This window comes from Micromonospora lacuserhaii, assembly GCF_036902735.1.
GTDB lineage: Bacteria > Actinomycetota > Actinomycetes > Mycobacteriales > Micromonosporaceae > Micromonospora.
Map to the genome: position 1 here is coordinate 191,112 of NZ_JBAKHO010000005.1, position 22,445 is coordinate 213,556.

Consider the following 22,445-nt stretch of genomic DNA (forward strand, 5'->3'; position numbering starts at 1 on the left):
CCTTCGTCGTACCCGGGGGTCAGCCGGTGTTGCGCATGCCGGCGGCGATGCCGTTGACCGTGGTGAGCAGGGCGCGCTCCAGGGCCGTACCGTCGCTCGGGGCGCGGCGGCCGCCCGGCGCGGTCGCCACCGCACGGCCCGCGGCGCCGGAGTCCCGGTACTGCCGCAGCAGCGCCACCTGGAGGTGGTGCAGCGGCTCCAGGTAGGTGTCGCGCACCGCCAGGGTGCGCTGGAGCACCGGTGAGTTCTCCAGCAGGGCCGGCGACGAGGTGACCGCCAGCACCTCCTGCTTGGTCAGCTCGTACTCCTGCTCGATCTTGTCGAAGATCGGGTGCAGCTTCTTCGGAACCAGGGTCTCCACGTAGCGGCGGGCGATGCTGAGGTCGGTCTTGGTCAGCATCATCTCGACGTTCGACAGGAACGTGCGGAAGAAGTGCCAGTTGCGGTTCATCTCGGCCAGCACGTCCTCCAGCCCGGCCGCCCGGGCCGCGGCCAGCCCGGAGCCGACCCCGAACCAGCCCGGCACGATCTGCCGGGTCTGCGTCCAGCCGAACACCCACGGGATGGCCCGCAGGCCGGCCAGCCCGGCGCCGGTGTTCGGCCGCTTCGCCGGCCGGGAGCCGATGTTCAGCGCACCGAGCAGCTCTGTCGGGGTGGACGCCCAGAAGTACGCCGGCAGGTCCGAGTCCTCGACCAGCGACCGGTACGACCGGAACGCCGACTCGGAGACCACGTCCATGGTCGCGTCCCAGCGCTCCAGCTGCTCGGCCGGCTGCCGGGGCGCGGTGTGCAGCAGCGTCGCCTGGAGCACCGCGGCGACGGTCAGCTCCAGGTTCTCCCGGGCCAGCGCCGGCAGGGTGTACTTGTCGGAGATGACCTCGCCCTGCTCGGTCACCTTGATCGCGCCGTCCAGGGTCCCGTACGGCTGGGCCAGGATCGCGTCGTGGGTGGGGCCGCCGCCCCGGCCCACCGTGCCGCCCCGGCCATGGAAGAGCCGCAGGTGCACGCCGTGCCGGGCGGCCACGTCCCGCAGCGCGCGCTGCGCCCGGTGGATCGACCACTGGCTGGTGGTGATGCCCGCCTCCTTGTTGGAATCGGAGTAGCCGAGCATCACCTCCTGCACGTCGCCCCGGGCCGCCACCAGCGCCCGGTACGCGGGCAGCGACAACAGCTCGTCGAGCAGTTCGCCACCGGCGTTCAGCTCGGCCGGGGTCTCCAGCAGCGGCACGATCCCGATCCGGGCCCGGCCGGAGTGCACGTCGACCAGGCCGGCCTCGCGGGCCAGCACCACCGCGGCGAGCACGTCGTCCACGCCGAGGGTCATCGAGATGATGTAGGACTCGATCACCTCGGCGCCGAACCGGTCCTGCGCCTCGCGGATCGTGGCGAACACGTCGAACGTCTTCTGCGCCGCCTCGGTGAGCGGGGTGTCCAGGGCGGAGAGGGGTCGGCGGCCGGTCAGCTCGTCGGCGAGGAGCTTGGTCCGCTCCAGCCGGCTCAGCGCCGGGTAGTCCGGTACCTCGCCCACGGCCGCGTAGAGCTGGCCCAGCACCTCGTGGTGCTTCTCGGCGTGCTCCCGGACGTCCATGGTCGCCAGGTGCAGCCCGAACGCGGAGACGGTACGGATGGTGGAGGCGAGCCGGCCGACGGCGGTGAGCTGCCCGGAGTTGCGGGCCAGCGAGGCGCGCAGCAGCTCCAGGTCGGCGATCAGCTCGGCCGAGCCTCGGTAGTCGCGGCCCGGGACGTGGGCGGTGCCGTTGCGCAGCCGCTCCCGGGTGTTGGCCAGCTTCGCCCGCACGCAGCGGGCCTTGAGCCGGTACGGCTCCTCGGCGTTGACCCGGCGGAACCGGGGCGCCACCTCGGGCAGCGCGTCGAGGTCGGCGGCGAGGCTGGCGGAGAGGTCCAGCGACACCGCGCGCAGCCGGCGGGAGACGGACACCTCGTTGATCAGGTGTTCCATCGCCGCCTCGGTGGCCGCGATGCCGTGCTCGTGCTGGATCTGGAGGACGTCGCGGGTGACCGTCGGGGTGACGAACGGGTTGCCGTCCCGGTCGCCGCCGATCCAGGTGCCGAAGGTCAGCGGGCGGGACGTCGGCGAGGTCTCCACGCCGAGGGTGCGCAGCGTGTCGGCGAGGTCGTCGAGCACCTGCGGGGCGGCCTCGGCGTACAGGTCGCGCAGGTAGTAGATGGCGTTGCGGGCCTCGTCGGTCGGGTCCGGCCGGTCGAGCCGCAGCTCGTCGGTCTGCCACATCAGGTCCAGCAGCTCGGCCAGCCGGCGGTTGGCCGGGCCCTCGTCGCTGGCGCCGTAGAGGATGGCGTTGGCGGTCTCGGCGTCCAGCTGGTCGGCGATGGCGCGGAGCTTGGACAGGATCGACCGGCGGGCCGCCTCGGTGGGGTGGGCGGTGAAGACCGGGCGTACCGCGAGCCGGCGGGCGGCGGCGGCGATCTCCTCGGCCGGCACCCCGCGCTCGGCGATCATCTTGGCGGCCTGGTCCAGCCAGCCGCCGTGGGTGGCCCGGCGGCGGCGCAGGTCCCGGGCCCGGTGCACCTGCTCGGTGATGTTGGCCAGGTGGAAGTAGGTGGAGAAGGCGCGGGCCAGCTTGGTGCCGGTGGTCACGTCCAGCCCGCCGAGGCGCTGGGCGGCGGCCGGGGCGTCGGAGCGGACCTGGGCGCGGATCTCCTCGACCAGGTCGAGCAGCGGCCGACCCTCCTGGCGGGCCAGGGTCTGGCCGAGCAGGGTGCCGAGGCGGCGGATGTCGGCCCGCAGCGCGGCGTCGGGGCCGTCGTGGTCGTACTGGTCGGTCACGGTGCGCTCCTTACGTGGGTACGGAGGACAGCGCTGTCCGACTTCCTGGATCGTATCCGCGCGGGGCCGGTGGTAAGGAGGGGGCCCTGGATGTCACCTTCCCCACCATTCTCACCCGGTCATCCGGGGGGCGGGCCTGGCGGTGGCCCGGCGGCCACGCACCAGGGTGGCGGTGAGCAGGCCGATCACCCCGAGCGCGGACCAGACCACCAGCCCGGCCAGTGGCCAGCGGGCGGCGCGCCAGTCGAAGTAGACCGCCGACTTGAGCAGGTCGGTGGCGAGGCCGGGGACGTTCCACCGGTGCATGCCGCGCAGGACGGCGGGGAGGAACTCCGGGGCGTAGATGCCGCCGGAGCCGGGGTTGCCGAGCACCACCAGCAGCAGGATCACCAGGCCGGTGCCGAGCAGTCCCAGCCAGCCCTGCACCGCCGCGGCGACCATCGCGGCGGTGAAGACGGTCAGCATGCCCACCAGGGCGACCGTCAACAGGTCGTGGTCCCAGACGCCGAGCACCGGGCCGACCAGGACCGTGCCGATGATGCCGAGCAGCACGGCGTGCACGGCCAGCGAGGCGATCCGCAGGCCGGCCCGGCGCAGGTTGCGCGGGGCGGTGCCGAGCGAGATCCCGAGCGCGGTGGACGCCAGGTAGCCGCCGAGCACCAGGCCCACGGCCAGGTAGAACGGCACCAGCCCGCGCGGGTCGTCGGCGGAGACCGGCACCCGGTCGGTGACCTCGATCGGGGTCTGCGCCCGCTGGGCCGCGGTGCTGAACACCTGGGTGGCCAGTTCGCTGGCGGCGGGCGCGGACGCGCTGGCGGTGGCGAGGACGAGCTTGCCGTCGGGGGTGGAGGTGAGCACGGCGTACACCTCGCGGGCGGTCAGGCCGTCCTCGGCCTCGCCCGGGCTGTCGTACTCGATCGGTTTGATCTTCTTGGTCTGGCCGCGGACGGCGGCCATCACCGCCTGGGCCCGCTGGTCGCCGAGGACCACCCCGACCGGGACGTCGCGGGGGTTGGGTTGGTGCAGGGCGCCCACGTAGGCCGCGATGAACGCGGTGGCCAGCGCCAGGGTGCCGACCAGCAGCGCCGCGGTACGGGGCAGCCAGTCACGGGTCGGCGGCTCCGGCTCCTCGTCCACGCAGGTCAGCCTAGGCCGACGGTTCGCCCTTATTGTGGGGTTTCGCCGCCTGGTGCACCGGCCGGTGCCAGGCTGGCGGCATGGCGCGCGACGACCTGCCGATCCCCGCCGAGGGCATCCTGCTCACCCACTTTGTGGTGGCGGCCGATGTGGCCCGGTCGGCGGCCTTCTACTCCGACGTCCTCGGCGGCACGGTGGTGCGCGAGGGCGAGCCGTCGATGGTCCGGCTGGCCAACAGTTGGATCATCATCAACGTCGGGGGTGGCCCCACCGAGGACAAGCCGGACGTGATCCTGGAGACCCCGTCCGACCCGCACCGGACCAGCGCGTTCCTCAACATCCGGGTGGCCGACGTCCGGGCGGTGCACGCCGAGTGGAGCGCCCGGGGCGCGGTGTTCCTCACCCCGCCGCAGGAGCGGGCCACGGAGATCCGCTGCTACCTGCGCGACCCCGACGGCCACCTGATCGAGGTCGGCCAGACGACCTGAAAACCCGTTGGGGGTGGTCGGTAGCGTCCAGGCATGACGTCGCCGAGCTATCCGCCCAAGCCGCGACCCGGCGACCGGGTCGCGGTGGTCTCACCCTCCGCCGGCCTGCCGGCTGTCTTCCCCCACGTGTACGAGATGGGCCTGCGCCGGCTCCGCGAGGAGTTCGGGCTGGAGCCGGTGGAGTACCCGACCACCCGGGCGATGGGCGCCGACCCGCGGGACCGGGCCCGGGACGTCACCGCCGCCTTCGCCGACCCGACGATCACCGCCGTGCTCGCCACCGTCGGCGGGGACGACCTGATCACGGTCACCCCGTACCTCGACGACGACGTGCTGCGGGCCAACCCGAAGCCGTACTTCGGCTACTCGGACAACACCAACATCCTCAACCACCTGTACCGGCTGGGCATCGTGGCGTACCACGGCGGATCGGTGCTGGTACACCTCGGCCGGCCCGGGAAGCCGCACCCGCTGACCTTCGACTCGCTGCGCGCCGCCCTCTTCACCTCCGGCTGGTACGACCTGGCCCCCGCGCCGGAGTGGGGCGACCAGCCCGGCGACTGGCGGGACCCGGCCTCGCTGGCGGTCGAGCCGCCGATGCTGCCCGGCACGGGCTGGCGGTGGCAGGGCCCGTCGACGGTGGTGCAGGGGCGTACCTGGGGCGGCTGCCTGGAGATCCTGCACTGGCTGATGGCCACCGACCGGGTCCCCACGGCCGAGGAACTGGCCGGGTCGGTGCTGGTCTTCGAGACCTCCAACGAGCTGCCGACCGCGCGGGAGGTGTTCCGGATCGTGCGCAACATGGGCGAGCGGGGCCTGTTGCCGGCCTTCCCGGCGATCGTGGTGGGCCGGCCGAAGGCGTGGGACTTCGACAAGCCGCACGCGGTGCCGGAGCGGCTGGCCTGGGGCGAGGCGCAACGCGAATCGATCATGAAGGCGCTGGCGACGTATGCCGACGACCCGGTGGTGGTCTTCGACGTCGACCTGGGCCACACCGACCCGCAGTTGATCGTCCCGTACGGCGGCGAGATCCGGGTCGACGCGATCGAGCGTCGGATCTCCGTCCGCTACTGACCGCCGCGCGGTGGGCTGTGACCGCGGAGGGTCAGCCCACCACGGCGAAGGCGCGGACCGTAATGGTGCCCACGCCCGCCACCCGCGGGGGCGCCGCCGTGAAGCGGAACCCTTCCGGCGGCAGGGCCGCCAGGCCGGTCAGGTGCTCCACGATCGGGACGCCGGCGGCGAGCAGCGTGCTGTGCGCCGGGCGTTCGCCGGCCGCGGCGGGGCTCATGTCGTCGATGTTGATCGAGTCGATGCCGACCAGGGCGGCCCCCGCCTCCACCAGCCACCGCGCCCCGTCGCCGGTCAGGTGCGGCGCCTCGGGTGCGCCGTACCGGTCGGTGCCGAAGTGCGCGTCCCAGCCGGTGTGCAGCAGCACCGCCCGCCCGGTCACGTCGTACGGGGCCAGCATCAGCCGGTCCACCGCCCGGGCGCCGGCCGGTACCCGGACCACGATCCCGGGCAGGTCGGCGAGCCGGTCCAGCGGCACGCCGGTCAGATCGGGCCCGTCCGCCCAGCGGTGGGACGGGGCGTCGAGGTAGGTGCCGGTGTTGGCGATCATGTCGATCCCGGCCACGTGGAACTCGGTTCCCGGGGCGTACTTCGCCCTGGAAGCCTCCCGGGTCAGCCAGTCGGTGATCCGCGGTGCCGGCCAACCGGGCAGGGTGATCATCCCGTCGGTGATCACGTGACCGAGCTCGACCAGCCGTCGCTCCCGGCGGCCGGCGGCGACGCCGCGACCGCCCTTGTGCGGCTCCTCGATGATCGTCTTGTTGTCGATCCGCACCTCGGCGACCATCAGCAGCCCGAGGTGCCGGACGAAGAGCGCGGCCAACTCCTCGTCGGTGATCTCCCGGCCCGCGATGTCCAGCCGGAAACCCTCGGTCCGCAACCCGCCCCCGTTGGCGAAGCGGACGTCCGCGTCGAACTGTGCCCGATACTCCCCTGCCATGCCTCACCGCACCACGTCCGCGCTCCCAGGGTCAAGATCCGTCGCTCGGGACCACCCGGGTTGTCCGTGGTGCGGGATAGTCTCGACGGGTACACCCCCCGTCCGGCTGGACGTGGGGTCGTCGCCGTGCGTCGACCTTGTGGAAGTGATCACTGATGCTCACCGGACTCTTCTCCGCCGCCCTGGCCGATCCCGGGCTGGCCCGGGCGCGTGACCTGGCGCGCTCCGGTGCCGCGCAGGTCGACGGCCTCGACCTGACCGCCCCCGCCGCGCTGCGCCCGTTCGCCGTCGCCGCGGTCGCCGCCGACGAGCCCGACGGCGGCGCCGGCCGCCCGGTGCTCGCCGTCACGGCCACCTCCCGCGAGGCCGACGACCTCGCCTCCGCCCTGGGCAGCCTGCTCCCGCCCGAGCACGTCGCGGTCTTCCCGTCCTGGGAGACGCTGCCGCACGAGCGGCTCTCGCCCCGCTCCGACACCGTCGGCCGTCGGCTGGCGGTGCTGCGCCGGCTGGCCCACCCGGAGTCGGCCGACGCGCACGGCTGGACCGGCCCGGTGCGAGTGGTCGTGGCACCCGTCCGGTCGCTGCTGCAACCCCAGCTCAAGGGGCTCGGCGACCTGGAGCCGGTGCGGCTCGCCGCCGGGGACGAGGCGGATCTGGAAGAGGTCGCCCGCCGGCTCACCGACATGGCGTACGCCCGGGTCGACCTGGTCACCAAGCGCGGCGAGTTCGCCGTCCGCGGCGGCATCCTGGACGTCTTCCCACCCACCGACGAGCACCCGTCCCGGGTCGAGTTCTGGGGCGACGAGGTGGAGGAGATCCGCACCTTCGCCGTCGCCGACCAGCGGACCATCGAGGGTGTGCCGCTGCTCTGGGCGCCGCCGTGCCGGGAACTGCTGCTCACCCCGTCGGTCCGCAGGCGGGCCGCCGCGCTGGCCCAGGAGCACCCCGAGCTGGCCGAGATCCTGGACAAGCTGGCCGAGGGCATCCCGGTCGAGGGGATGGAGTCGCTGGTCCCGGCGCTGCTCGGCAACGAGAGCCTGGAACTGCTGATCAACTGCATGCCGGCCGGCACCCACGTGCTGCTCTGCGACCCGGAGCGGATCCGCACCCGGGCGCACGACCTGGTCCGTACCTCCGAGGAGTTCCTCCAGGCCAGCTGGGCCGCGGCCGCCGTCGGTGGCCAGGCCCCGGTCGACCTCGGCGCCGCCGCCTTCAAGACCCTGGCCGAGGTACGCGCCAGCGCCCGCACCCTGCGCCAGCCGTGGTGGACCCTCGCCCCGTTCGGCCTGGTGGAGGCGGACGCCACCGCACTGGCCCGGCAGCCCTGGGAGGACGTACCGACCGAGGTCGACGTCACCCCCGACGACGCCATCGCGGTGAGCCTGGCCGCCCAGCCGGCCCCGCTCTACCACGGTGAGACCTCGCGGGTGGTCGACGACCTGAAGCGCTGGGCCGGCGAGGGCTGGTCGATCGCGCTGGTCTTCGAGGGGCACGGTCCCGCCCAGCGGGCCGTCGAGGTGCTGCGCGACGCCGGTCTCGGCGCCCGGCTCACCGACGAGGTGCCGACCGCGCCGGCCCCCGGCGAGGTGGTGGTCTCCTGCGGCTGCCTGACCGCCGGCTTCGTCGACGAGGCGTCGAAGTTCGTGCTGCTCACCGGCAACGACGTCACCGGTGGCCGGGGCACCTCGACCCGGGACATGCGCCGGATGCCGAGCCGGCGGCGCAACACCATCGACCCGCTGGAGCTGAAGGCGGGCGACCACGTGGTGCACGAGCAGCACGGCATCGGCCGGTACGTCGAGCTGGTCCAGCGCACGGTCAACGGCGCCAGCCGGGAATACCTGGTCATCGAGTACGCGGCGAGCAAGCGCGGCCAGCCCGGCGACCGGCTCTTCGTCCCCACCGACCAGCTCGACCAGCTCTCCCGGTACGTCGGCGGCGAGCAGCCCACCCTGCACAAGATGGGCGGCTCGGACTGGCAGAAGTCCAAGGCTCGGGCCCGCAAGGCGGTCCGTGAGATCGCCGCCCAGCTGATCCAGCTCTACGCCGCCCGCAAGGCGTCCAAGGGGCACTCGTTCGGCCCGGACACCCCGTGGCAGCGGGAGCTGGAGGACGCCTTCCCGTGGCAGGAGACGCCGGACCAGCTCGCCGCCATCGAGGAGGTCAAGCGGGACATGGAGCAGACCGTCCCGATGGACCGGCTGATCTGCGGCGACGTCGGGTACGGCAAGACCGAGATCGCCGTGCGGGCCGCGTTCAAGGCGGTGCAGGACGGCAAGCAGGTGGCGGTGCTGGTGCCCACCACGCTGCTGGTGCAGCAGCACTACAACACCTTCGCCGAGCGGATGGGCCAGTTCCCGGTGACCATCCGGCAGCTGTCCCGGTTCCAGACGCCGAAGGAGTCCGAGCGGACGTTGGAGATGGTCGCCGACGGCACCGTCGACATCGTCATCGGCACCCACCGGCTGCTCCAGACCGCGACCCGGTTCAAGTCTCTCGGCATGGTGGTCATCGACGAGGAGCAGCGGTTCGGCGTCGAGCACAAGGAGCACCTGAAGACGCTGCGCGCCTCGGTCGACGTGCTGAGCATGTCGGCCACCCCGATCCCGCGGACGCTGGAGATGGCGATCACCGGCATCCGGGAGATGTCCACCATCGCCACCCCGCCGGAGGAGCGGCACCCGGTGCTCACCTTCGTCGGGGCGCACGACGACCGGCAGGTGGCCGCCTCCATCCACCGTGAGCTGCTCCGCGACGGGCAGGTCTTCTACCTGCACAACCGGGTCGAGTCGATCGACCGGGCGGCCCGCCGGATCCGGGAGCTGGTGCCCGAGGCCCGGGTCGCGGTGGCGCACGGCCAGATGGGCGAGGAGGCGCTGGAGAAGGTGATGGTCGGCTTCTGGGAGAAGGAGTTCGACGTCCTGGTCTGCACCACCATCGTGGAGTCCGGCATCGACATCCCGAACGCCAACACCCTGATCGTGGAGCGGGCCGACCTGCTCGGCCTGGCCCAGCTGCACCAGATCCGCGGCCGGGTCGGCCGGGGCCGGGAGCGGGCGTACGCGTACTTCCTCTACCCGCCGGAGAAGCCGCTCACCGAGCACGCCCACGAGCGGCTGGCCACCATCGCCCAGCACACCGAGCTGGGCGCCGGCATGTACGTGGCGATGAAGGACCTGGAGATCCGGGGCGCCGGCAACCTGCTCGGCGGCGAGCAGTCGGGCCACATCGAGGGCGTCGGTTTCGACCTCTACGTCCGGATGGTCGGCGAGGCGGTGTCGGCGTTCAAGGGCGAGCGCCCCGAGGAGGAGGCCGACGTCAAGATCGACCTTCCGATCGACGCGCACCTGCCGCACGACTACGTCGGCGTGGAGCGACTGCGCCTGGAGATGTACCGCAAGCTCGCCGAGGCCCGCGACGAGGAGCGGCTGCGCGAGGTGGTGGCCGAGATGACCGACCGCTACGGCGAGCCGCCCGCCCCGGTGCAGAACCTGGTCGCGGTGGCGAGGTTCCGGCTGCTGGCCCGCCGGTACGGGCTCACCGACGTCTCCATGCAGGGCAAGCACCTGCGGTTCGGCCCGCTGCCGCTGCCCGACTCGAAGCAGCTGCGGCTCAAGCGCTACCACCCGGACTCGGTCTACAAGCAGGCCACCGACCAGGTCAGCGTGCCCCGGCCGAGCACCCGCCGGGTCGGCGGCGAGCCGCTGCGCGACCAGGCGCTACTCGAGTGGTGTGCCCAGCTCCTCAAGGACGTCCTCGGTGAGCCGGCCGCGCTGGTGGGGGCGAGCGCGTGAGGCCGGCCGGCTCGCGGTGGGGGGCGTCACACCGCCGTACCGGGCATGAGAGAGTGACCGGCATGCGTGCACGCCGTCTCATCGCCGCCGCCAGCGTCGCGGCTCTCGGTGTCCTCTCCCTCGCCGCCTGCGGCAAGTCCTCGCCCGACGTGGCCGCGTACGTCGGTGACCGGAGCTATTCGGTCGACCGGGTGGACGCGGTCTACGACGACGCGCAGGCGAAGTACGCCGAGGCGGTGCAGCAGAGCGCCAAGCAGGCCGGCATCACCCCCACGCCGGACCAGCTGCGGTCCTCGGTGACCCGGCAGGACGTGGTGAATCTGCTGGTCAGCATCGACCTGGGCAAGCGGGTGGCGGCCGAGCAGGGCCTCCAGGTCGCCGACCAGGTGACCCCGGAGCAGCTCGCCCAGCAGCTCCAGATGCCGCCGCAGGCCGAGTACGCGAAGCTCTGGGGCGAGTGGGCGGACATCTCTCTGGTGCTCAGCCAGAAGCTGCCCCCCGCCGACCTGAGCGACGATGCGGTGATGGCGGTCTACCACGCGATCGAGAAGGCCGGCGGGATCCAGTCGGGCCTGTCGGTCGCCGAGGTGCGTCAGCTCTTCGGTGAGGCCGGCTTCGTGCGCAGCGCGTCGGCGCTGAGCGCGGCGCTGGAGGCGGAGACCGACAAGGTCGACGTGTCGGTCAACCCGCGGTACCGCCCGCTGGGCGTCCCGTCCTGGGTGAACAAGGGCCAGGAGCTGGTCTTCTACGCGCTGCCCTACATCGACGCGAGCGGCCCGGTCACCGACATCTCCACCCCGGATCCGGTGGACTCCCCGGCCGAGCAGTCCGCCGGGCCGGTGGCGCCCTGAGCACGCCCGCCCGGATCGTCCTGCTGGTCACCTCGCCCCGGCTGCCGGCCGGTCTGCTGACCGCCGCCGCCTGGGACGTCGTACGGTCCGCGCCGGTGCTGGCCGGGGCGGAGAGCGCGCTGACCACGGCCGTGCGCGCCGCGGGCGTCGAGGTCATGGTGCTCGAGGGCGGCGCCACGCAGGCGCTGCTGGACGCGGCCGCCGCGCACGGCACGGTGGTCTGGCTGGCCGGCCCGGTCGGCGACGAGGCGCTGGCCCGGGAGCTGGGGTTGCGGCTGGCCCGGGAGCCGGGGCTGGCCGAGCTGGAGTTGATGTACGGCTCGTGGGACCCGCCGGGCGCCCGGCTGCTCGACGCGGTCGAGGTGATGGACCGGCTGGCCTCGCCGGGCGGTGATCCGTGGAAGCTGGCGCAGACCCACCGCAGCCTCGCCGGGTTCCTGCTGGAGGAGTGCTACGAGGCGTACGACGCGATCAGCGCCGACGACACCGACGCGCTCCGCGAGGAGCTGGGTGACGTGCTGCTCCAGGTGCTGCTGCACGCCCGGCTGGCGGAGAACCTGCCCGAGGGCGAGCGGTGGAGCGTCGACGACGTGGCCGGCGGGCTGGTGGACAAGATGGTCCGCCGTAACCCGCACGTCTTCGCCGGCGGCGAGGCGGGCACGCTGGAGGAGATCGAGGCGAGCTGGGAGCGGATCAAGCGGGCGGAGAAGGCCCGTGCCTCGGTGCTCGACGGCATCGCGCTGAGCCAGCCCGCGCTCGCCCTGGCGGCGAAGGTCCTGGACCGGGCCGGCCGGGTCGGCCTCGCCGTTCCGCCTCCACTGGCCGACACCCAGGTCGGCCCGGAGGCCCGACTAGGCGCGAGCCTGCTGGCCACCGTCGCCGCCGCCCGGCAGGCCGGCCTCGACCCCGAGGCCGCCCTGCGCCGCGCCGCCCTGGCCTACGCCGAAGCCGTCCGCACCGCCGAACGCCCCACCCCCTGACCCGACCAACCCGACCAACCCGCCCCCAACCTCGTTGATCATGAGGTTACCGGGGCGGAATGCCGGAATCCGTGCCGCCAACCTCATGATCAATGCCCCGGGCGCGGTGCTGCGCGGGCGGGGGCGGGGGTGGGTAGGGTCGGGGGATGGAAGAGTTCGTGCCGCTGGCGGAGCGGATCGTGGAGGCGGTGCTGGAGAGTCGGCCGGGGCTGGCCACCTCCGCCGGCGACCACCGGTACGACGACCGGCTCCCCGACCTCTCCGCCGACGCGGTGGCGGCCGACCAGGGCATGCTCAAGGAGGCTGCCGACGCGCTCTCCGAACTCGACCCTGACGCGCTCGACGTCGAGGAGCGGGTCGACCACGCGCTGCTCAGTGCCCTGGTCGACCGCGAGCTGTTCGAGCTGAGCGAGATCCGGGCGTACGAGTGGGATCCGCTGCGGCACAACCCCGGCCCGCTGCTGCACGCCCTGCTCGCCCGCCCGTACGCCCCGGCCGAGGAGCGCCTGACCCACCTGGCCGGGCGGCTGTCGGCCGTACCGGACGCGCTGGCGACCGCGCGCGCGACGCTGCGCGACATGCCGCGGATCCACGCCGAGACGGCGGTCGGGCAGTTCACCGGCACCGCGGCGCTGGTCCGCGACGAGTTGCCGGCGCTGCTGGCTGAGGCGCCCGCGCTGTACGGCACGGTCGAACCGGCGGCGACCGCCGCGATCGCCGCGCTGGAGGAGTTCGTGGCCTGGCTGCGCATCGGCCTCGCCGCCGACACCGGGCCGGGCCGCGACCCGCGGCTGGGCCGGCGGCGCTGGGAGGCGCGGCTCTGGCACACCCTCGACACCGAGCTGGGCGCCGCGGAGATCCAGCGCCGGGCCTGGGCCAACCTGGACCGGGTCACCGAGGAGATCCGCGCGGCGGCCGTCGAGCTGGTCGGCGGCCCGGGCGACGACGCGACGGTACGCCGGGCGCTGGACATGCTCGCCGCCGAACACCCGGACGACAAGTCCATCGTGGAGCTCGCCTCGGTCACCCTGGACGAGGCGAGCGACTTCGTCCGCCGGCACGACCTGGTCACCCTGGTCGACGATCCCTGCGTCATCCAGGAGATGCCGGAGTTCGCCCGGGGCGTGGCGGTCGCCTACTGCGACTCGCCCGGCCCGCTGGAGACGGCCGCGCTGCCGACCTTCTACTGCATCTCGCCCACCCCGGCCGAGTGGCCGGCACACCGGGTCGAGTCGTTCTACCGCGAATACAACGACCACATGATCCGCAACCTGACCGTGCACGAGGCGATGCCCGGCCACTTCCTCCAGCTCGCCCACGCCCGCCGGCACATCGGCCCGACCCGGGTCCGCCCGCTCACCGAGTCCGGGGTGTTCATCGAGGGGTGGGCGGTCTACACCGAGGAGCTGATGGCCGGCCTCGGCTTCGGTGGCCTGCCGGTGCGGTTGCAGCAGCTCAAGATGCAGCTGCGGATGACCATCAACGCCCTGCTCGACCAGTTGGTGCACGGCGAGGAACTGCCCGAGTCCGAGGCGATGGCGCTGATGACCGAGCGCGGCTTCCAGGAGGAGGGCGAGGCGGCCGGCAAGTGGCGGCGGGCGCTGCTCACCTCCACCCAGCTCTCCACGTACTTCGTCGGCTACAGCGAGATGGCCGACATCGCCGCGTCCCGCCCCGCGGGGGTGTCGGTGCGGGACTGGCACGACGCGATGCTCGCGCACGACTGCCCGCCGCCCCGCCACCTGCGTACCCTGCTCGGGATCTGACCGCCGCCGGCCGCCACGCGGGGTCAGCGCCGCGCGGCGGTCGCCGTCGCGTCGATCAGCCAGCGTGAGATGGAGTACGCCGGCGGCAGCTCCGCCGGCAGCGCGTCCAGCGGGAACCACCGCGCCTCGGCCAGCTCGTTGCCGTCCACCACCGGCTCGGCGGCCGGGTCGGCGACGGTGGCGGTGAAGCCGGCCAGCAGCACGTTCGGGCCGGAGATCGCCCAGGGCTGACTGCCGAAGTAGCCGACCGTGTCGAGCGTCAGCCCGACCTCCTCGCCGACCTCGCGGTGCACCGCCGCCTCCAGCGACTCGCCCGCCTCCACGAAGCCGGCGACCAGCGCCCAGAGCTCGGTCGGGCCGTAGGTGTGGCGGACCAGCAGCAGCTCGTCGGGGCCGCCGGCCGGGCCGGGGCGGGTGATCGCGGTGAGCACGGCGGCGGAGAGCCGGATCGGCACGTACAGGTCGCAGTCGGGGCAGCGCCGGGCCGTCTCGCCCGGCACGTCGGCCAGCTCGGCCCGGCAGGCCCCGCACCACCGGTGGGTACGCCGCCAGGTCGCCACGGCCAGCGCCCGGCCGGCGAGCGCGGCGAGCGGCTCCGGGAACGTGGCGGCGAGTGACCGCCAGCTGTGCCAGCGGCCGGCGTCGTCCTCGGTGGAGGCGGCCTCGGTCACCCAGGCCGGTACGCCGTCCAGCGTGCCGATCGGCGCCCACCGCGTCCCGGCGGGCAGGTCGGCGATGCTGAGGAAGTGGCCGTCCGGGCCGGTCAGCAGCCGGCGGCCGGCCACCGGCAGGGCCAGATCGGTCGGGGCGGGCGGCACGCTGGCGTCGGCGCCCGGCAGGAAACCGACCGCCCCGGTCACGAGGGGTTCGACGGGCGGCGGTCCACCACGCTCGCCCCGGTCGGCGGGTCGAAGGCGGTCGCCCCGACGGTCTCGGTGTAGCGGCTCAGCGACACCTCGGTCGACCGGCCGTCCAGGGTGCCGGTGAAGCTGCCGAGCACCCCTTCGGTGGTCACGCAGGCGGTGAAGTCGCCGGCGGAGCGCCGCACGTCGACGCAGGTGGCGTGGTGGCCGGCGACGGTGGTGTCGCTCTGCACGATGACCGCCGCCGGGTCGAGGGCGGCCTCGGTGAGCAGCCGGATCACGGCCGGCGGGGTGAGCTGTCCGCGCTTGGCGGCCTCCTCCCAGGCGGCCACCGCGGGCTTCCCGGCGGTGGTCACCGGCGGCAGCACCGAGCAGGAGCTCCGCCCGGCGGCGGTCTCGCACCGGGTGACCGCCTCCTGGGTCACCGTGATCTTGCCGGCCGGCCAGCTGTACGCCGCGCGCAGCGGCTCCTGCGTCTGGGCCAGCGAGGCGGTCCCGCCGTCGGACAGCCGGTAGTCGGCGGCCCAGGTCGAGGTGAGCGAGGCGTCCAGCCGGGCGGCGAGGTCGTTGACGAGGTCGGCGTGGCCCAGGGCCCGGCCGGCGTCGTCCAGGGTCTGGCAGCCGGTCACCGAGAGCGACGCGATGACCGACACGGCGAGCACGCGGAGGGCGGTCGATACGGCGGGCATGGCGACCAGCCTTGTCGATCGGGTCCACCGCGCGCAAACCGGTTGCCGGTTGAGTGCCGAGAATCCGGGAATGACCCGTGTCACCCATCGTCGGGTGCGGGGTCGGGGTCCGGCTGCGTCGGCGCGACTCCGGTCGGGTGGAGACGTGCGACTGCGGGCCGCCCGATACGCTGCGTTCAACACCTGCCCCAGCCGCACCGTCGCGGCCCATACCGGATTCGCACACACGAACGAGGAGCGACTCAGTGGCAACCATCGAGGGAATCGTCGCCCGGGAGATTCTCGACTCGCGGGGAAACCCGACGGTCGAGGTCGAGGTAGGGCTCGACGACGGCACGATCGCCCGCGCCGCGGTGCCCTCCGGCGCCTCCACCGGCGCCTTCGAGGCGATCGAGCTGCGCGACGGTGACTCCGACCGTTACCAGGGCAAGGGCGTCGAGAACGCGGTCGCCAACATCGAGGACAAGATCGTCGACCAGATCATCGGGTACGAGGCCAGCGAGCAGCGGCTGATCGACCAGAAGATGCTGGACCTCGACGGCACGGACAACAAGGCCGAGCTGGGTGCCAACGCCATCCTCGGCGTCTCGCTGGCGGTGGCCAAGGCCGCCGCGGGCAGCGCCGAGCTGAGCCTCTTCCGCTACCTGGGCGGCCCGAACGCGCACCTGCTGCCGGTGCCGATGATGAACATCCTCAACGGCGGCGCGCACGCGGACTCCAACGTCGACGTGCAGGAGTTCATGATCGCGCCGATCGGCGCGCCGAGCTTCCGGGAGGCGCTGCGCTCGGGCGCGGAGGTCTACCACGCGCTCAAGTCGGTGCTGAAGAAGAAGGACCTGTCGACCGGGCTCGGCGACGAGGGCGGCTTCGCCCCGAACCTGCCCAGCAACGCCGCCGCGCTCGACCTGATCGCCGAGGCGGTGGAGAAGGCCGGCTACCGGCTCGGCACCGACATCGTCTTCGCGCTGGACGTGGCCGCCACCGAGTTCTTCGACAACGGCAGCTACACCTTCGAGGGCAGCGCGAAGAGCGCCGAGGAGATGAGCAACTACTACACCAAGCTCATCGGCGACTACCCGATCGTCTCCATCGAGGACCCACTCTCCGAGGACGACTGGAGCGGCTGGGCCACCCTGACCGCGGCGGTCGGCGACCGGATCCAGATCGTCGGCGACGACCTGTTCGTCACCAACCCGCAGCGCATCGCCCGCGGCATCACCGAGAAGTCCGCCAACGCGGTGCTGGTGAAGGTCAACCAGATCGGTTCGCTGACCGAGACCCTGGACGCGGTGGACCTGGCCCACCGGGCCGGCTTCAAGTGCATGATGAGCCACCGCTCCGGCGAGACCGAGGACACCACCATCGCCGACCTGGCGGTGGCCACCGGCTGCGGCCAGATCAAGACCGGTGCCCCGGCCCGCTCGGACCGGGTGGCCAAGTACAACCAGCTCCTGCGGATCGAGGAGGAGCTGGCCGACGCGGCGCGGTACGCCGGCGCCGGCGCGTTCCCGCGTTACCGTTCGGCCTGAGACGCGACAGGCCTCGGGGGAGGGGTGTGACGATGCAGCAGCGCCGCACACCGGGTGGCCAGCGTCCCGCCCGTCGACCGACCGGTCGGCCGGGCGGGGCCCGCGGCGCCCGGACGTCGGTTCGCGACGGCGGGGTCCGCGCGGAGGCCCGGACGGCCACCGGCCGGGTTCGGGGGGCCGAGGGCGTACGCGCCGGCAACCGCCCGGCCGCGGCCCGGCGTACGGCGGCCGGCGGCACCATCCGGCGGCTCGCCGCACCCCACCCCCGACGCTTCACCGGGCGGGCCACCGTGCTCTTCGCGGTGCTGATCGCGCTCGCCCTGGCGTACACCTATCCGGTCCGGGTCTACCTGGACCAGCAGGTGGACATCGAGCGGATGGAGGCGTCGCAGGCCGCCCAGCGGCAGCGGATCTCCTACCTGTCCGCCGAGGCCGCGAAGTGGCAGGACCCGGAATACATCAAGATCAAGGCCAGGGAGCGGTTCTACATGGTCGCCCCGGGCGAGACCCCGGTGGTCGTGCTCAACGACCCGGCGGGCGCGGCCCGGGACGCCGGCAGCGGCCGGCCGGCGACCCCGCCGAAGACTCCCGACCCCTGGTACGACACGCTCTGGTCGAGCGTCCGGGCGGCGAACGCCGACAGCCCGGAGAAGTGACCGGCCGAGCACCGAACGAGAGATGGGCACCGTGACTGTCGTACCACCGCAGGAGCCGGCGGCGGACTCCGTACCCCCGCCGAAGCGGGAACCGGCCACCGAGGCCGACCTGGCCGCGGTGGCCGCGCAGCTCGGACGCCCGCCCCGCGGCACCCGGGCGGTGGCCCACCGCTGCCCCTGCGGCCTGCCCGACGTGGTGGAGACGACCCCGCGGCTGGCCGACGGCACCCCGTTCCCGACGCTGTTCTACCTGACCTGCCCTAGGGCGACGGCGGCGTGCAGCCGGCTGGAGTCGGCCGGGCTGATGAAGGAGATGGCCGACCGGCTCGCCGAGGACCCGGAACTCGCGGCCCGCTACCGGGCGGCGCACGAGGACTACCTCACCCGCCGGGAGGCGATCGGCGAGGTGTCGGAGATTGCCGGCATCTCCGCGGGCGGCATGCCCGGCCGGGTGAAGTGCCTGCACGTGCACCTTGGCCACGCGCTCGGCGCCGGCCCCGGGGTCAACCCGTTCGGCGACGAGACGCTGGCCCTGGTGGAGAAGTGGTGGGCGGCCGGCCCGTGCGTGGACGTGCCGGCGGCGGAATGAGCGCGCCCGCCGGACCGGACCAGATCGTGGTGCGCCGGGCCCGCACCGGCGACGTACGGGGCATCCGGCGACTGGTCGACACCTACACCGACGACCGTCGGCTGCTCAGCAAGGCCACCGTCACCCTCTACGAGGACGTGCAGGAGTTCCGCGTCGCCGTGGACGATGACGGGGTGGTCGTCGGGTGCGGCGCGCTGCACGTGATGTGGGAGGACCTGGCCGAGATCCGGACGGTCGCGGTGGATCCGGCCTGCCGGGGGCGGCGGATCGGCCACCGGATCGTCGGCGAGCTGATCGACGCCGCCCGGGAGCTGGGGGTTGCCCGGATCTTCGTGCTCACCTTCGAGACCCGGTTCTTCGGCTCGTTCGGGTTCACCGAGATCGACGGCGCGCCGGTGCCGCAGCCCGTCTTCGAGCAGCTGCTCCGCTCGTACGACGAGGGCGTCGCCGAGTTCCTCGACCTGGAACGGGTCAAGCCGAACACCCTGGGCAACACCCGGATGCTGCTGCGCCTCTGATCAGCTCTGCATCCTCCGTGGCCCTGCGTAGCCAATGGTGGCGGCCCATGCCTGCCCTCGCAGAGCTTTGCTCTGCTGCCTTCTGCGCAACAGTTACGGAAAGTGTCGCGGAATCGCGAGGGCCCCTCGCCGCCCGCAGGAGATGTGCAGCTCAGGCTGGTGTTGCTTATGCGGCAGCAGAGCAAAGGTGCCGCGCGCCGGAACCGCTTCCGGCGGGTTCGTGACCCTGCGTGAGATTCGCTGGAAATCACCCTGTGTGAGCGAATCACGGTTGGCCGCCCGTCGGGGTGACCTGCCGTAGGGTTGCTGCCGTGACGACGCGTGTGGCCGCCATCGACTGCGGGACGAACTCCATCCGTCTGCTGGTCGCGGACCTGCCCGATCCCTCCGCCGGCCCCGAGGCACCGCTGGTCGACCTGACCCGCCGGATGGAGATCGTCCGGCTGGGCCAGGGCGTCGACCGGACCGGCCGGCTCGCCCCGGAGGCGATCGAACGGACCCGGGTGGCGCTCGCCGACTACGCCGCCGAGATTGAGAAGTTCGGCGCCGAGCGGGTGCGGATGTGCGCCACCTCGGCCTCCCGCGACGCCTCCAACGCCGGCGACTTCCGGGCCATGGTCGAGCGGACCCTCGGGGTCGCGCCCGAGGTGGTCACCGGCGACGAGGAGGCCCGGCTGTCGTTCACCGGCGCGGTGCGCGGCCTGCCCGCGGGCGCCGAGCCGCCGTACCTGGTGGTCGACATCGGGGGCGGCTCGACCGAGTTCGTGGTCGGCACCCGCGAGGGTGGGGTCGAGGCGGCCGTCTCGATGGACATCGGTTGTGTCCGGATGACGGAGCGGCACCTGCACGGCGATCCGCCGAGCCTGGACGAGATCGCCGCCGCGCAGGCCGACATCGCGGTCGCGGTGGACCGCGCGCTGGAGGTCGTCCCCGGCCGCCGGGCCGCCACCCTGGTCGGTCTGGCCGGTTCGGTCACCACCGTGGTCGCCATCGCCCAGGACCTCCAGGAGTACGACCCCGAGCGCATCCACCACGCCCGGGTGTCGTACGACGCGGTGGCCGGGGTGACCGCCGACCTGCTGGCGAAGACCCGCGACCAGCGGCTGGCCATCCCGGTGATGCATCCCGGCCGGGCCGACGTGATCGGCGCGGGCGCGCTGGTGCTCCGGGTGATCATGGAGCGGGCCGGGATGTCCTCGGTGGTCGCCTCCGAGCACGACATCCTCGACGGCATCGCCTGGAGTCTCCTGCCGGCCACGAATTAACTGGTCGCCCTGGGCTCGAATGACTCAGGCGATGGCGGCGATGTCTCCGTCGTCGAAGTAGATGGCCTGGTGAAGGCGTCCGCCGAGGGCGGCGGCGAACCGGGCCACCACCTCCTGTCCCGAGATCATGCCCTGTTCGATCTGGGAGACCCTGCCCTTGGTGACGCCCATCCGGTCGGCCACCTGCTGCTGGGTCAGACCGCGGGCCCGTCGTACCTCGGCGAGGCGGTGTCCGAGCACCTCGGCGAGCAGTTCCTGCTTGCCTGCCTCGACCGCCCCCTCGCCCCCGGCACGCGCGACGTGCTCGGCGCGAATGTCCTGCCAGCGCGAGTAGTCGCTCATCGTGCTTCCCCTTCCTGCTGCGATCGTTCCTTCAGGTAGAGCTCGTAGCGGTGTTCCGCCAACGGGATGGCCTCGCGGTACCGGGAGTTCCATTGGCCTGACTTGTCGCCCCCGACGAGCAAGATGCTCGATCGCCACGGATCGAACGCGAAAAGGATACGTACGGTCCCCGGGCGCAACTCCTTCAAGTTGGCGACGGACGAGCCGTGGATCGTGTCGACGAGGGGTCGGCCGAGAGCGGGTCCGGCTTCGGCGAGGAGGTCTATGGCCTGGACGACGCGGGCGTGATCCTTGTCGTCGAGCCCGGCTATCCATTCCCGCACCTCATCGACGAGATAGATGTCCCACTCGTCGGTACTCATGGCAGTAAGTATAGCTATTGCTAAACCCTCTGGTGGGCTGGTGCGTCAATCGGGTTCGGGCCGATGGACGGAGGCTGGGCCTAGGCTGGTCGGATGGCGGTCAGGCGGATCAAGCCGAACATCCACTCCGACGACTTCGACGGCAGCCGCCGGTTCTACAACGACCTCATCGGCCTCGGCGGCGGCGATGGGCTGGACTGGATCCTCTTCTTCGGCGGGGAGACCCGCGAGGTCCAGCTCTCGGTGATGAAGCGCGACATCAGGGCAGGCGTCCACGCCGATGTGTCGATCGAGGTCGACGACGTCGACGAGGTGCACGCCCGTTGCGTCGCCGCCGGGGCCGAGATCGTCTACCCGCTCACCGACGAGCCGTGGGGGCTGCGCCGTTTCTTCGTCCGCGACCCGAACGGCGCGGTCATCAACGTGACCCAGCACGACGAGAGGTGACCGCCACGTTCGACGCAGTCCAGCTACCGCGTTCTTGACGGTACTGCGCACTGCACAGTAGTGTGTGATGCGTGGACACCACACAACTGCTCAAGGGTGTGCTCGACCTGGCCGTCCTCGCCGTCCTGCGCGACGAGGACGGCTACGGCTACGACATCCTGCGCCGGCTGCGCGACGCCGGCCTCGACGAGGTCGGCGACGCCTCGGTCTACGGCACGCTGCGCCGGCTCTTCGCCGCCGGACTGCTCACCACGTACGTGGTGCCCAGCGAGTCCGGGCCGCACCGCAAGTACTACGCGCTCAACGCGGCCGGCCGTGACCAGCTCACCCGCTCCGGCAAGATCTGGCGCTCGTTCGCCACCACCATGGATGCACTGCTCGACGATCGGGGGATGGCGGCATGACCGTCACTGGGCAGGAGATCACGGACTACGTGCAGCGGGTGCGGGCCGCGCTGGCCGACCTGCCGCCCACGGTCCGCGACGAGTTGACCGAAGACCTGCCGGAACACCTCACCGAGGTCGCCGCCGAGGCCGACGGCACGCTGGTGGAGCGGCTGGGCGAGCCCGAGGCGTACGCGGCCGAGCTGCGCGCCGCCGCCGGCGCCGGTCAGCCCGGCGAGGCGCACCGGGGGCTGGAGCACCGGGTGGCCGCCGTCGCGCGCCGGGCCCGCGTCCGGCTGTCCGGCGCCGATGCCCGGCTCGGCCCGGTCTTCGGGTACGCCACGGCGAGCGAATTCCTCCGGCTGCTCCGCCCGGCCTGGTGGGTGCTGCGGGGCTACCTCGCGGCCATGTTCGTCACCGGGCTCACCACGGGCGGCACCTTCGGCGTGCTGCCCCGGGTGGACGGCAACCACGTCGCTGGGCTGGTGCTGCTGGCCGGCCTGGTGCTGGGCTCCATCTGGCTGGGTCGGCGCGCCGCCGAGTTGCGCCCCTGGCAGCGTCACGTGCTGCAGGTGGTCACCGTGGGGCTGGCCATCTTCGCGCTGGTCGGCGTGGTCACCATCGACCAGCGGGCCCGCTGGCAGGGCGACTACGGCTACGACCCCAGTTCGGTGCGGAGCCCGTACGACCAGATCCAGGACGTCTTCGTCTACGACAGCGAGGGCCGGCTGGTGAGCAGGGCCCGGCTCTTCGACCAGAACGGCACCCCGATCCGGCTCGGCTGGCCGACCTGCACCGACCCCTCCCTGCCGGACGTCAACCCGGTGCAGCGCGGCTACCCGTACTGCCCCGAGAACGCGCCCTACCGGCCGCAGTCGCCGGCCACCGCCCCACCGCCGCCCGGCACGGCCCCCACCACCGCCGCCCCGGCCCCGCCGCCGTCCGGTAGCGCCCCCCCCGGCCCGGAGT

The 22,445-nt window shown here is 73.0% G+C and carries 21 protein-coding genes; 14 read left to right on the top strand and 7 right to left on the bottom strand.

Annotated features, from left to right (window positions below; all coding sequences use genetic code 11):
* Positions 1 to 19: 19 nt before the first annotated feature.
* Entirely contained in the window at positions 20 to 2,806 is a 2,787-nt protein-coding gene (gene ppc, locus V6U81_RS05640) for a phosphoenolpyruvate carboxylase (protein ID WP_334485143.1), read from the bottom strand.
* A 111-nt stretch (positions 2,807 to 2,917) separates the two neighbouring features.
* On the bottom strand, positions 2,918 to 3,943 hold the full coding sequence (locus V6U81_RS05645) for a YhgE/Pip domain-containing protein (protein WP_334485145.1): 1,026 nt from the start codon (positions 3,941 to 3,943) through the stop codon (positions 2,918 to 2,920).
* Positions 3,944 to 4,023: 80 nt separating this feature from the next.
* On the opposite strand from V6U81_RS05645, the gene V6U81_RS05650 reads away from it, so the two are divergent.
* Positions 4,024 to 4,431 (top strand): VOC family protein, encoded by a 408-nt coding sequence (locus tag V6U81_RS05650; RefSeq protein ID WP_334485147.1) that lies wholly within the window; start codon positions 4,024 to 4,026, stop codon positions 4,429 to 4,431.
* A gap of 33 nt (positions 4,432 to 4,464) precedes the next feature.
* Positions 4,465 to 5,505 carry a S66 family peptidase gene (locus V6U81_RS05655; protein ID WP_334485149.1) on the top strand — a complete coding sequence of 347 codons (1,041 nt, stop codon included), beginning with the start codon at positions 4,465 to 4,467 and terminating at the stop codon, positions 5,503 to 5,505.
* A 31-nt stretch (positions 5,506 to 5,536) separates the two neighbouring features.
* Here the strand turns inward: V6U81_RS05655 and V6U81_RS05660 are convergent, their stop codons facing one another.
* Positions 5,537 to 6,442, bottom strand: a complete 906-nt coding sequence (locus tag V6U81_RS05660; RefSeq protein WP_334485151.1) for a cyclase family protein — start codon at positions 6,440 to 6,442, stop codon at positions 5,537 to 5,539.
* 155 nt (positions 6,443 to 6,597) lie between these two features.
* Here V6U81_RS05660 and mfd point away from each other — a divergent pair, with 155 nt between their 5' ends.
* The 4 genes from mfd to V6U81_RS05680 all read left to right on the top strand — a co-directional run bounded on the left by mfd (position 6,598) and on the right by V6U81_RS05680 (position 13,833).
* Complete coding sequence (gene mfd, locus V6U81_RS05665; protein WP_334485153.1) at positions 6,598 to 10,236, top strand: transcription-repair coupling factor; 3,639 nt, start codon at positions 6,598 to 6,600, stop codon at positions 10,234 to 10,236.
* Between the two features lie 62 nt (positions 10,237 to 10,298).
* The gene (locus V6U81_RS05670; RefSeq protein ID WP_334485155.1) at positions 10,299 to 11,087 is read left to right on the top strand and encodes a hypothetical protein; all 789 of its coding nucleotides are present in this window, start codon (positions 10,299 to 10,301) and stop codon (positions 11,085 to 11,087) included.
* Positions 11,084 to 12,067 (top strand): nucleoside triphosphate pyrophosphohydrolase, encoded by a 984-nt coding sequence (locus V6U81_RS05675; protein WP_334485205.1) that lies wholly within the window; start codon positions 11,084 to 11,086, stop codon positions 12,065 to 12,067. The genes V6U81_RS05670 and V6U81_RS05675 overlap by 4 nt, the downstream gene beginning before the upstream one ends.
* A gap of 146 nt (positions 12,068 to 12,213) precedes the next feature.
* Positions 12,214 to 13,833 (top strand): DUF885 domain-containing protein, encoded by a 1,620-nt coding sequence (locus V6U81_RS05680; RefSeq protein WP_334485157.1) that lies wholly within the window; start codon positions 12,214 to 12,216, stop codon positions 13,831 to 13,833.
* A gap of 23 nt (positions 13,834 to 13,856) precedes the next feature.
* Here V6U81_RS05680 and nudC read toward each other — a convergent pair whose 3' ends face one another.
* A complete protein-coding gene (gene nudC / locus V6U81_RS05685) occupies positions 13,857 to 14,693 on the bottom strand; it encodes an NAD(+) diphosphatase (protein ID WP_334485160.1) in 837 nt (278 codons plus the stop codon).
* Positions 14,690 to 15,385, bottom strand: a complete 696-nt coding sequence (locus tag V6U81_RS05690) for a hypothetical protein (RefSeq protein WP_334485162.1) — start codon at positions 15,383 to 15,385, stop codon at positions 14,690 to 14,692. Before V6U81_RS05690 ends, nudC begins: the two co-directional genes overlap by 4 nt.
* A 245-nt stretch (positions 15,386 to 15,630) precedes the next feature.
* On the opposite strand from V6U81_RS05690, the gene eno reads away from it, so the two are divergent.
* The 5 genes from eno to V6U81_RS05715 all read left to right on the top strand — a co-directional run bounded on the left by eno (position 15,631) and on the right by V6U81_RS05715 (position 19,942).
* The gene (gene eno / locus V6U81_RS05695; protein ID WP_334485164.1) at positions 15,631 to 16,914 is read left to right on the top strand and encodes a phosphopyruvate hydratase; all 1,284 of its coding nucleotides are present in this window, start codon (positions 15,631 to 15,633) and stop codon (positions 16,912 to 16,914) included.
* A 32-nt stretch (positions 16,915 to 16,946) separates the two neighbouring features.
* Positions 16,947 to 17,570, top strand: a complete 624-nt coding sequence (locus V6U81_RS05700; RefSeq protein WP_334485165.1) for an FtsB family cell division protein — start codon at positions 16,947 to 16,949, stop codon at positions 17,568 to 17,570.
* A gap of 31 nt (positions 17,571 to 17,601) precedes the next feature.
* Entirely contained in the window at positions 17,602 to 18,159 is a 558-nt protein-coding gene (locus V6U81_RS05705; protein ID WP_334485167.1) for a DUF501 domain-containing protein, read from the top strand.
* A complete protein-coding gene (locus V6U81_RS05710; RefSeq protein ID WP_334485169.1) occupies positions 18,156 to 18,677 on the top strand; it encodes an amino-acid N-acetyltransferase in 522 nt (173 codons plus the stop codon). Before V6U81_RS05705 ends, V6U81_RS05710 begins: the two co-directional genes overlap by 4 nt.
* Before the next feature lie 323 nt (positions 18,678 to 19,000).
* Entirely contained in the window at positions 19,001 to 19,942 is a 942-nt protein-coding gene (locus V6U81_RS05715; protein WP_334485206.1) for a Ppx/GppA phosphatase family protein, read from the top strand.
* Positions 19,943 to 19,966: 24 nt separating this feature from the next.
* On the opposite strand, the gene V6U81_RS05720 is transcribed toward V6U81_RS05715, so the two are convergent.
* Both V6U81_RS05720 and V6U81_RS05725 read right to left on the bottom strand, forming a co-directional pair.
* Positions 19,967 to 20,284: a helix-turn-helix domain-containing protein gene (locus V6U81_RS05720; RefSeq protein ID WP_334485171.1), complete on the bottom strand. Its 318-nt coding sequence runs from the start codon at positions 20,282 to 20,284 to the stop codon at positions 19,967 to 19,969.
* Positions 20,281 to 20,646 (bottom strand): type II toxin-antitoxin system RelE/ParE family toxin, encoded by a 366-nt coding sequence (locus V6U81_RS05725; protein ID WP_334485173.1) that lies wholly within the window; start codon positions 20,644 to 20,646, stop codon positions 20,281 to 20,283. Before V6U81_RS05725 ends, V6U81_RS05720 begins: the two co-directional genes overlap by 4 nt.
* A 93-nt stretch (positions 20,647 to 20,739) precedes the next feature.
* Between V6U81_RS05725 and V6U81_RS05730 the strand changes: the two genes are divergently transcribed.
* From V6U81_RS05730 to V6U81_RS05740, 3 genes are all read left to right on the top strand, one after another.
* Positions 20,740 to 21,093, top strand: a complete 354-nt coding sequence (locus V6U81_RS05730) for a VOC family protein (protein ID WP_334485174.1) — start codon at positions 20,740 to 20,742, stop codon at positions 21,091 to 21,093.
* Between the two features lie 71 nt (positions 21,094 to 21,164).
* Complete coding sequence (locus V6U81_RS05735; protein ID WP_334485176.1) at positions 21,165 to 21,497, top strand: PadR family transcriptional regulator; 333 nt, start codon at positions 21,165 to 21,167, stop codon at positions 21,495 to 21,497.
* On the top strand, positions 21,494 to 22,445 hold a 952-nt coding region (locus V6U81_RS05740), incomplete at its 3' end, for an HAAS signaling domain-containing protein (protein ID WP_334485178.1). The genes V6U81_RS05735 and V6U81_RS05740, both read left to right, overlap by 4 nt.

Excerpts from the sequence above, each read along its gene's own strand:
- V6U81_RS05710 (WP_334485169.1), top strand. The coding sequence starts at position 18,156 with ATGAGCGCGCCCGCCGGACCGGACCAGATCGTGGTGCGCCGGGCCCGC.
- V6U81_RS05730 (WP_334485174.1), top strand. The coding sequence starts at position 20,740 with ATGGCGGTCAGGCGGATCAAGCCGAACATCCACTCCGACGACTTCGAC.
- V6U81_RS05720 (WP_334485171.1), bottom strand. The coding sequence starts at position 20,284 with ATGAGCGACTACTCGCGCTGGCAGGACATTCGCGCCGAGCACGTCGCG.
- V6U81_RS05680 (WP_334485157.1), top strand. The coding sequence starts at position 12,214 with ATGGAAGAGTTCGTGCCGCTGGCGGAGCGGATCGTGGAGGCGGTGCTG.
- V6U81_RS05700 (WP_334485165.1), top strand. The coding sequence starts at position 16,947 with ATGCAGCAGCGCCGCACACCGGGTGGCCAGCGTCCCGCCCGTCGACCG.
- mfd (WP_334485153.1), top strand. The coding sequence starts at position 6,598 with ATGCTCACCGGACTCTTCTCCGCCGCCCTGGCCGATCCCGGGCTGGCC.
- V6U81_RS05655 (WP_334485149.1), top strand. The coding sequence starts at position 4,465 with ATGACGTCGCCGAGCTATCCGCCCAAGCCGCGACCCGGCGACCGGGTC.
- V6U81_RS05725 (WP_334485173.1), bottom strand. The coding sequence starts at position 20,646 with ATGAGTACCGACGAGTGGGACATCTATCTCGTCGATGAGGTGCGGGAA.
- V6U81_RS05660 (WP_334485151.1), bottom strand. The coding sequence starts at position 6,442 with ATGGCAGGGGAGTATCGGGCACAGTTCGACGCGGACGTCCGCTTCGCC.
- V6U81_RS05650 (WP_334485147.1), top strand. The coding sequence starts at position 4,024 with ATGGCGCGCGACGACCTGCCGATCCCCGCCGAGGGCATCCTGCTCACC.
- V6U81_RS05670 (WP_334485155.1), top strand. The coding sequence starts at position 10,299 with ATGCGTGCACGCCGTCTCATCGCCGCCGCCAGCGTCGCGGCTCTCGGT.
- V6U81_RS05690 (WP_334485162.1), bottom strand. The coding sequence starts at position 15,385 with ATGCCCGCCGTATCGACCGCCCTCCGCGTGCTCGCCGTGTCGGTCATC.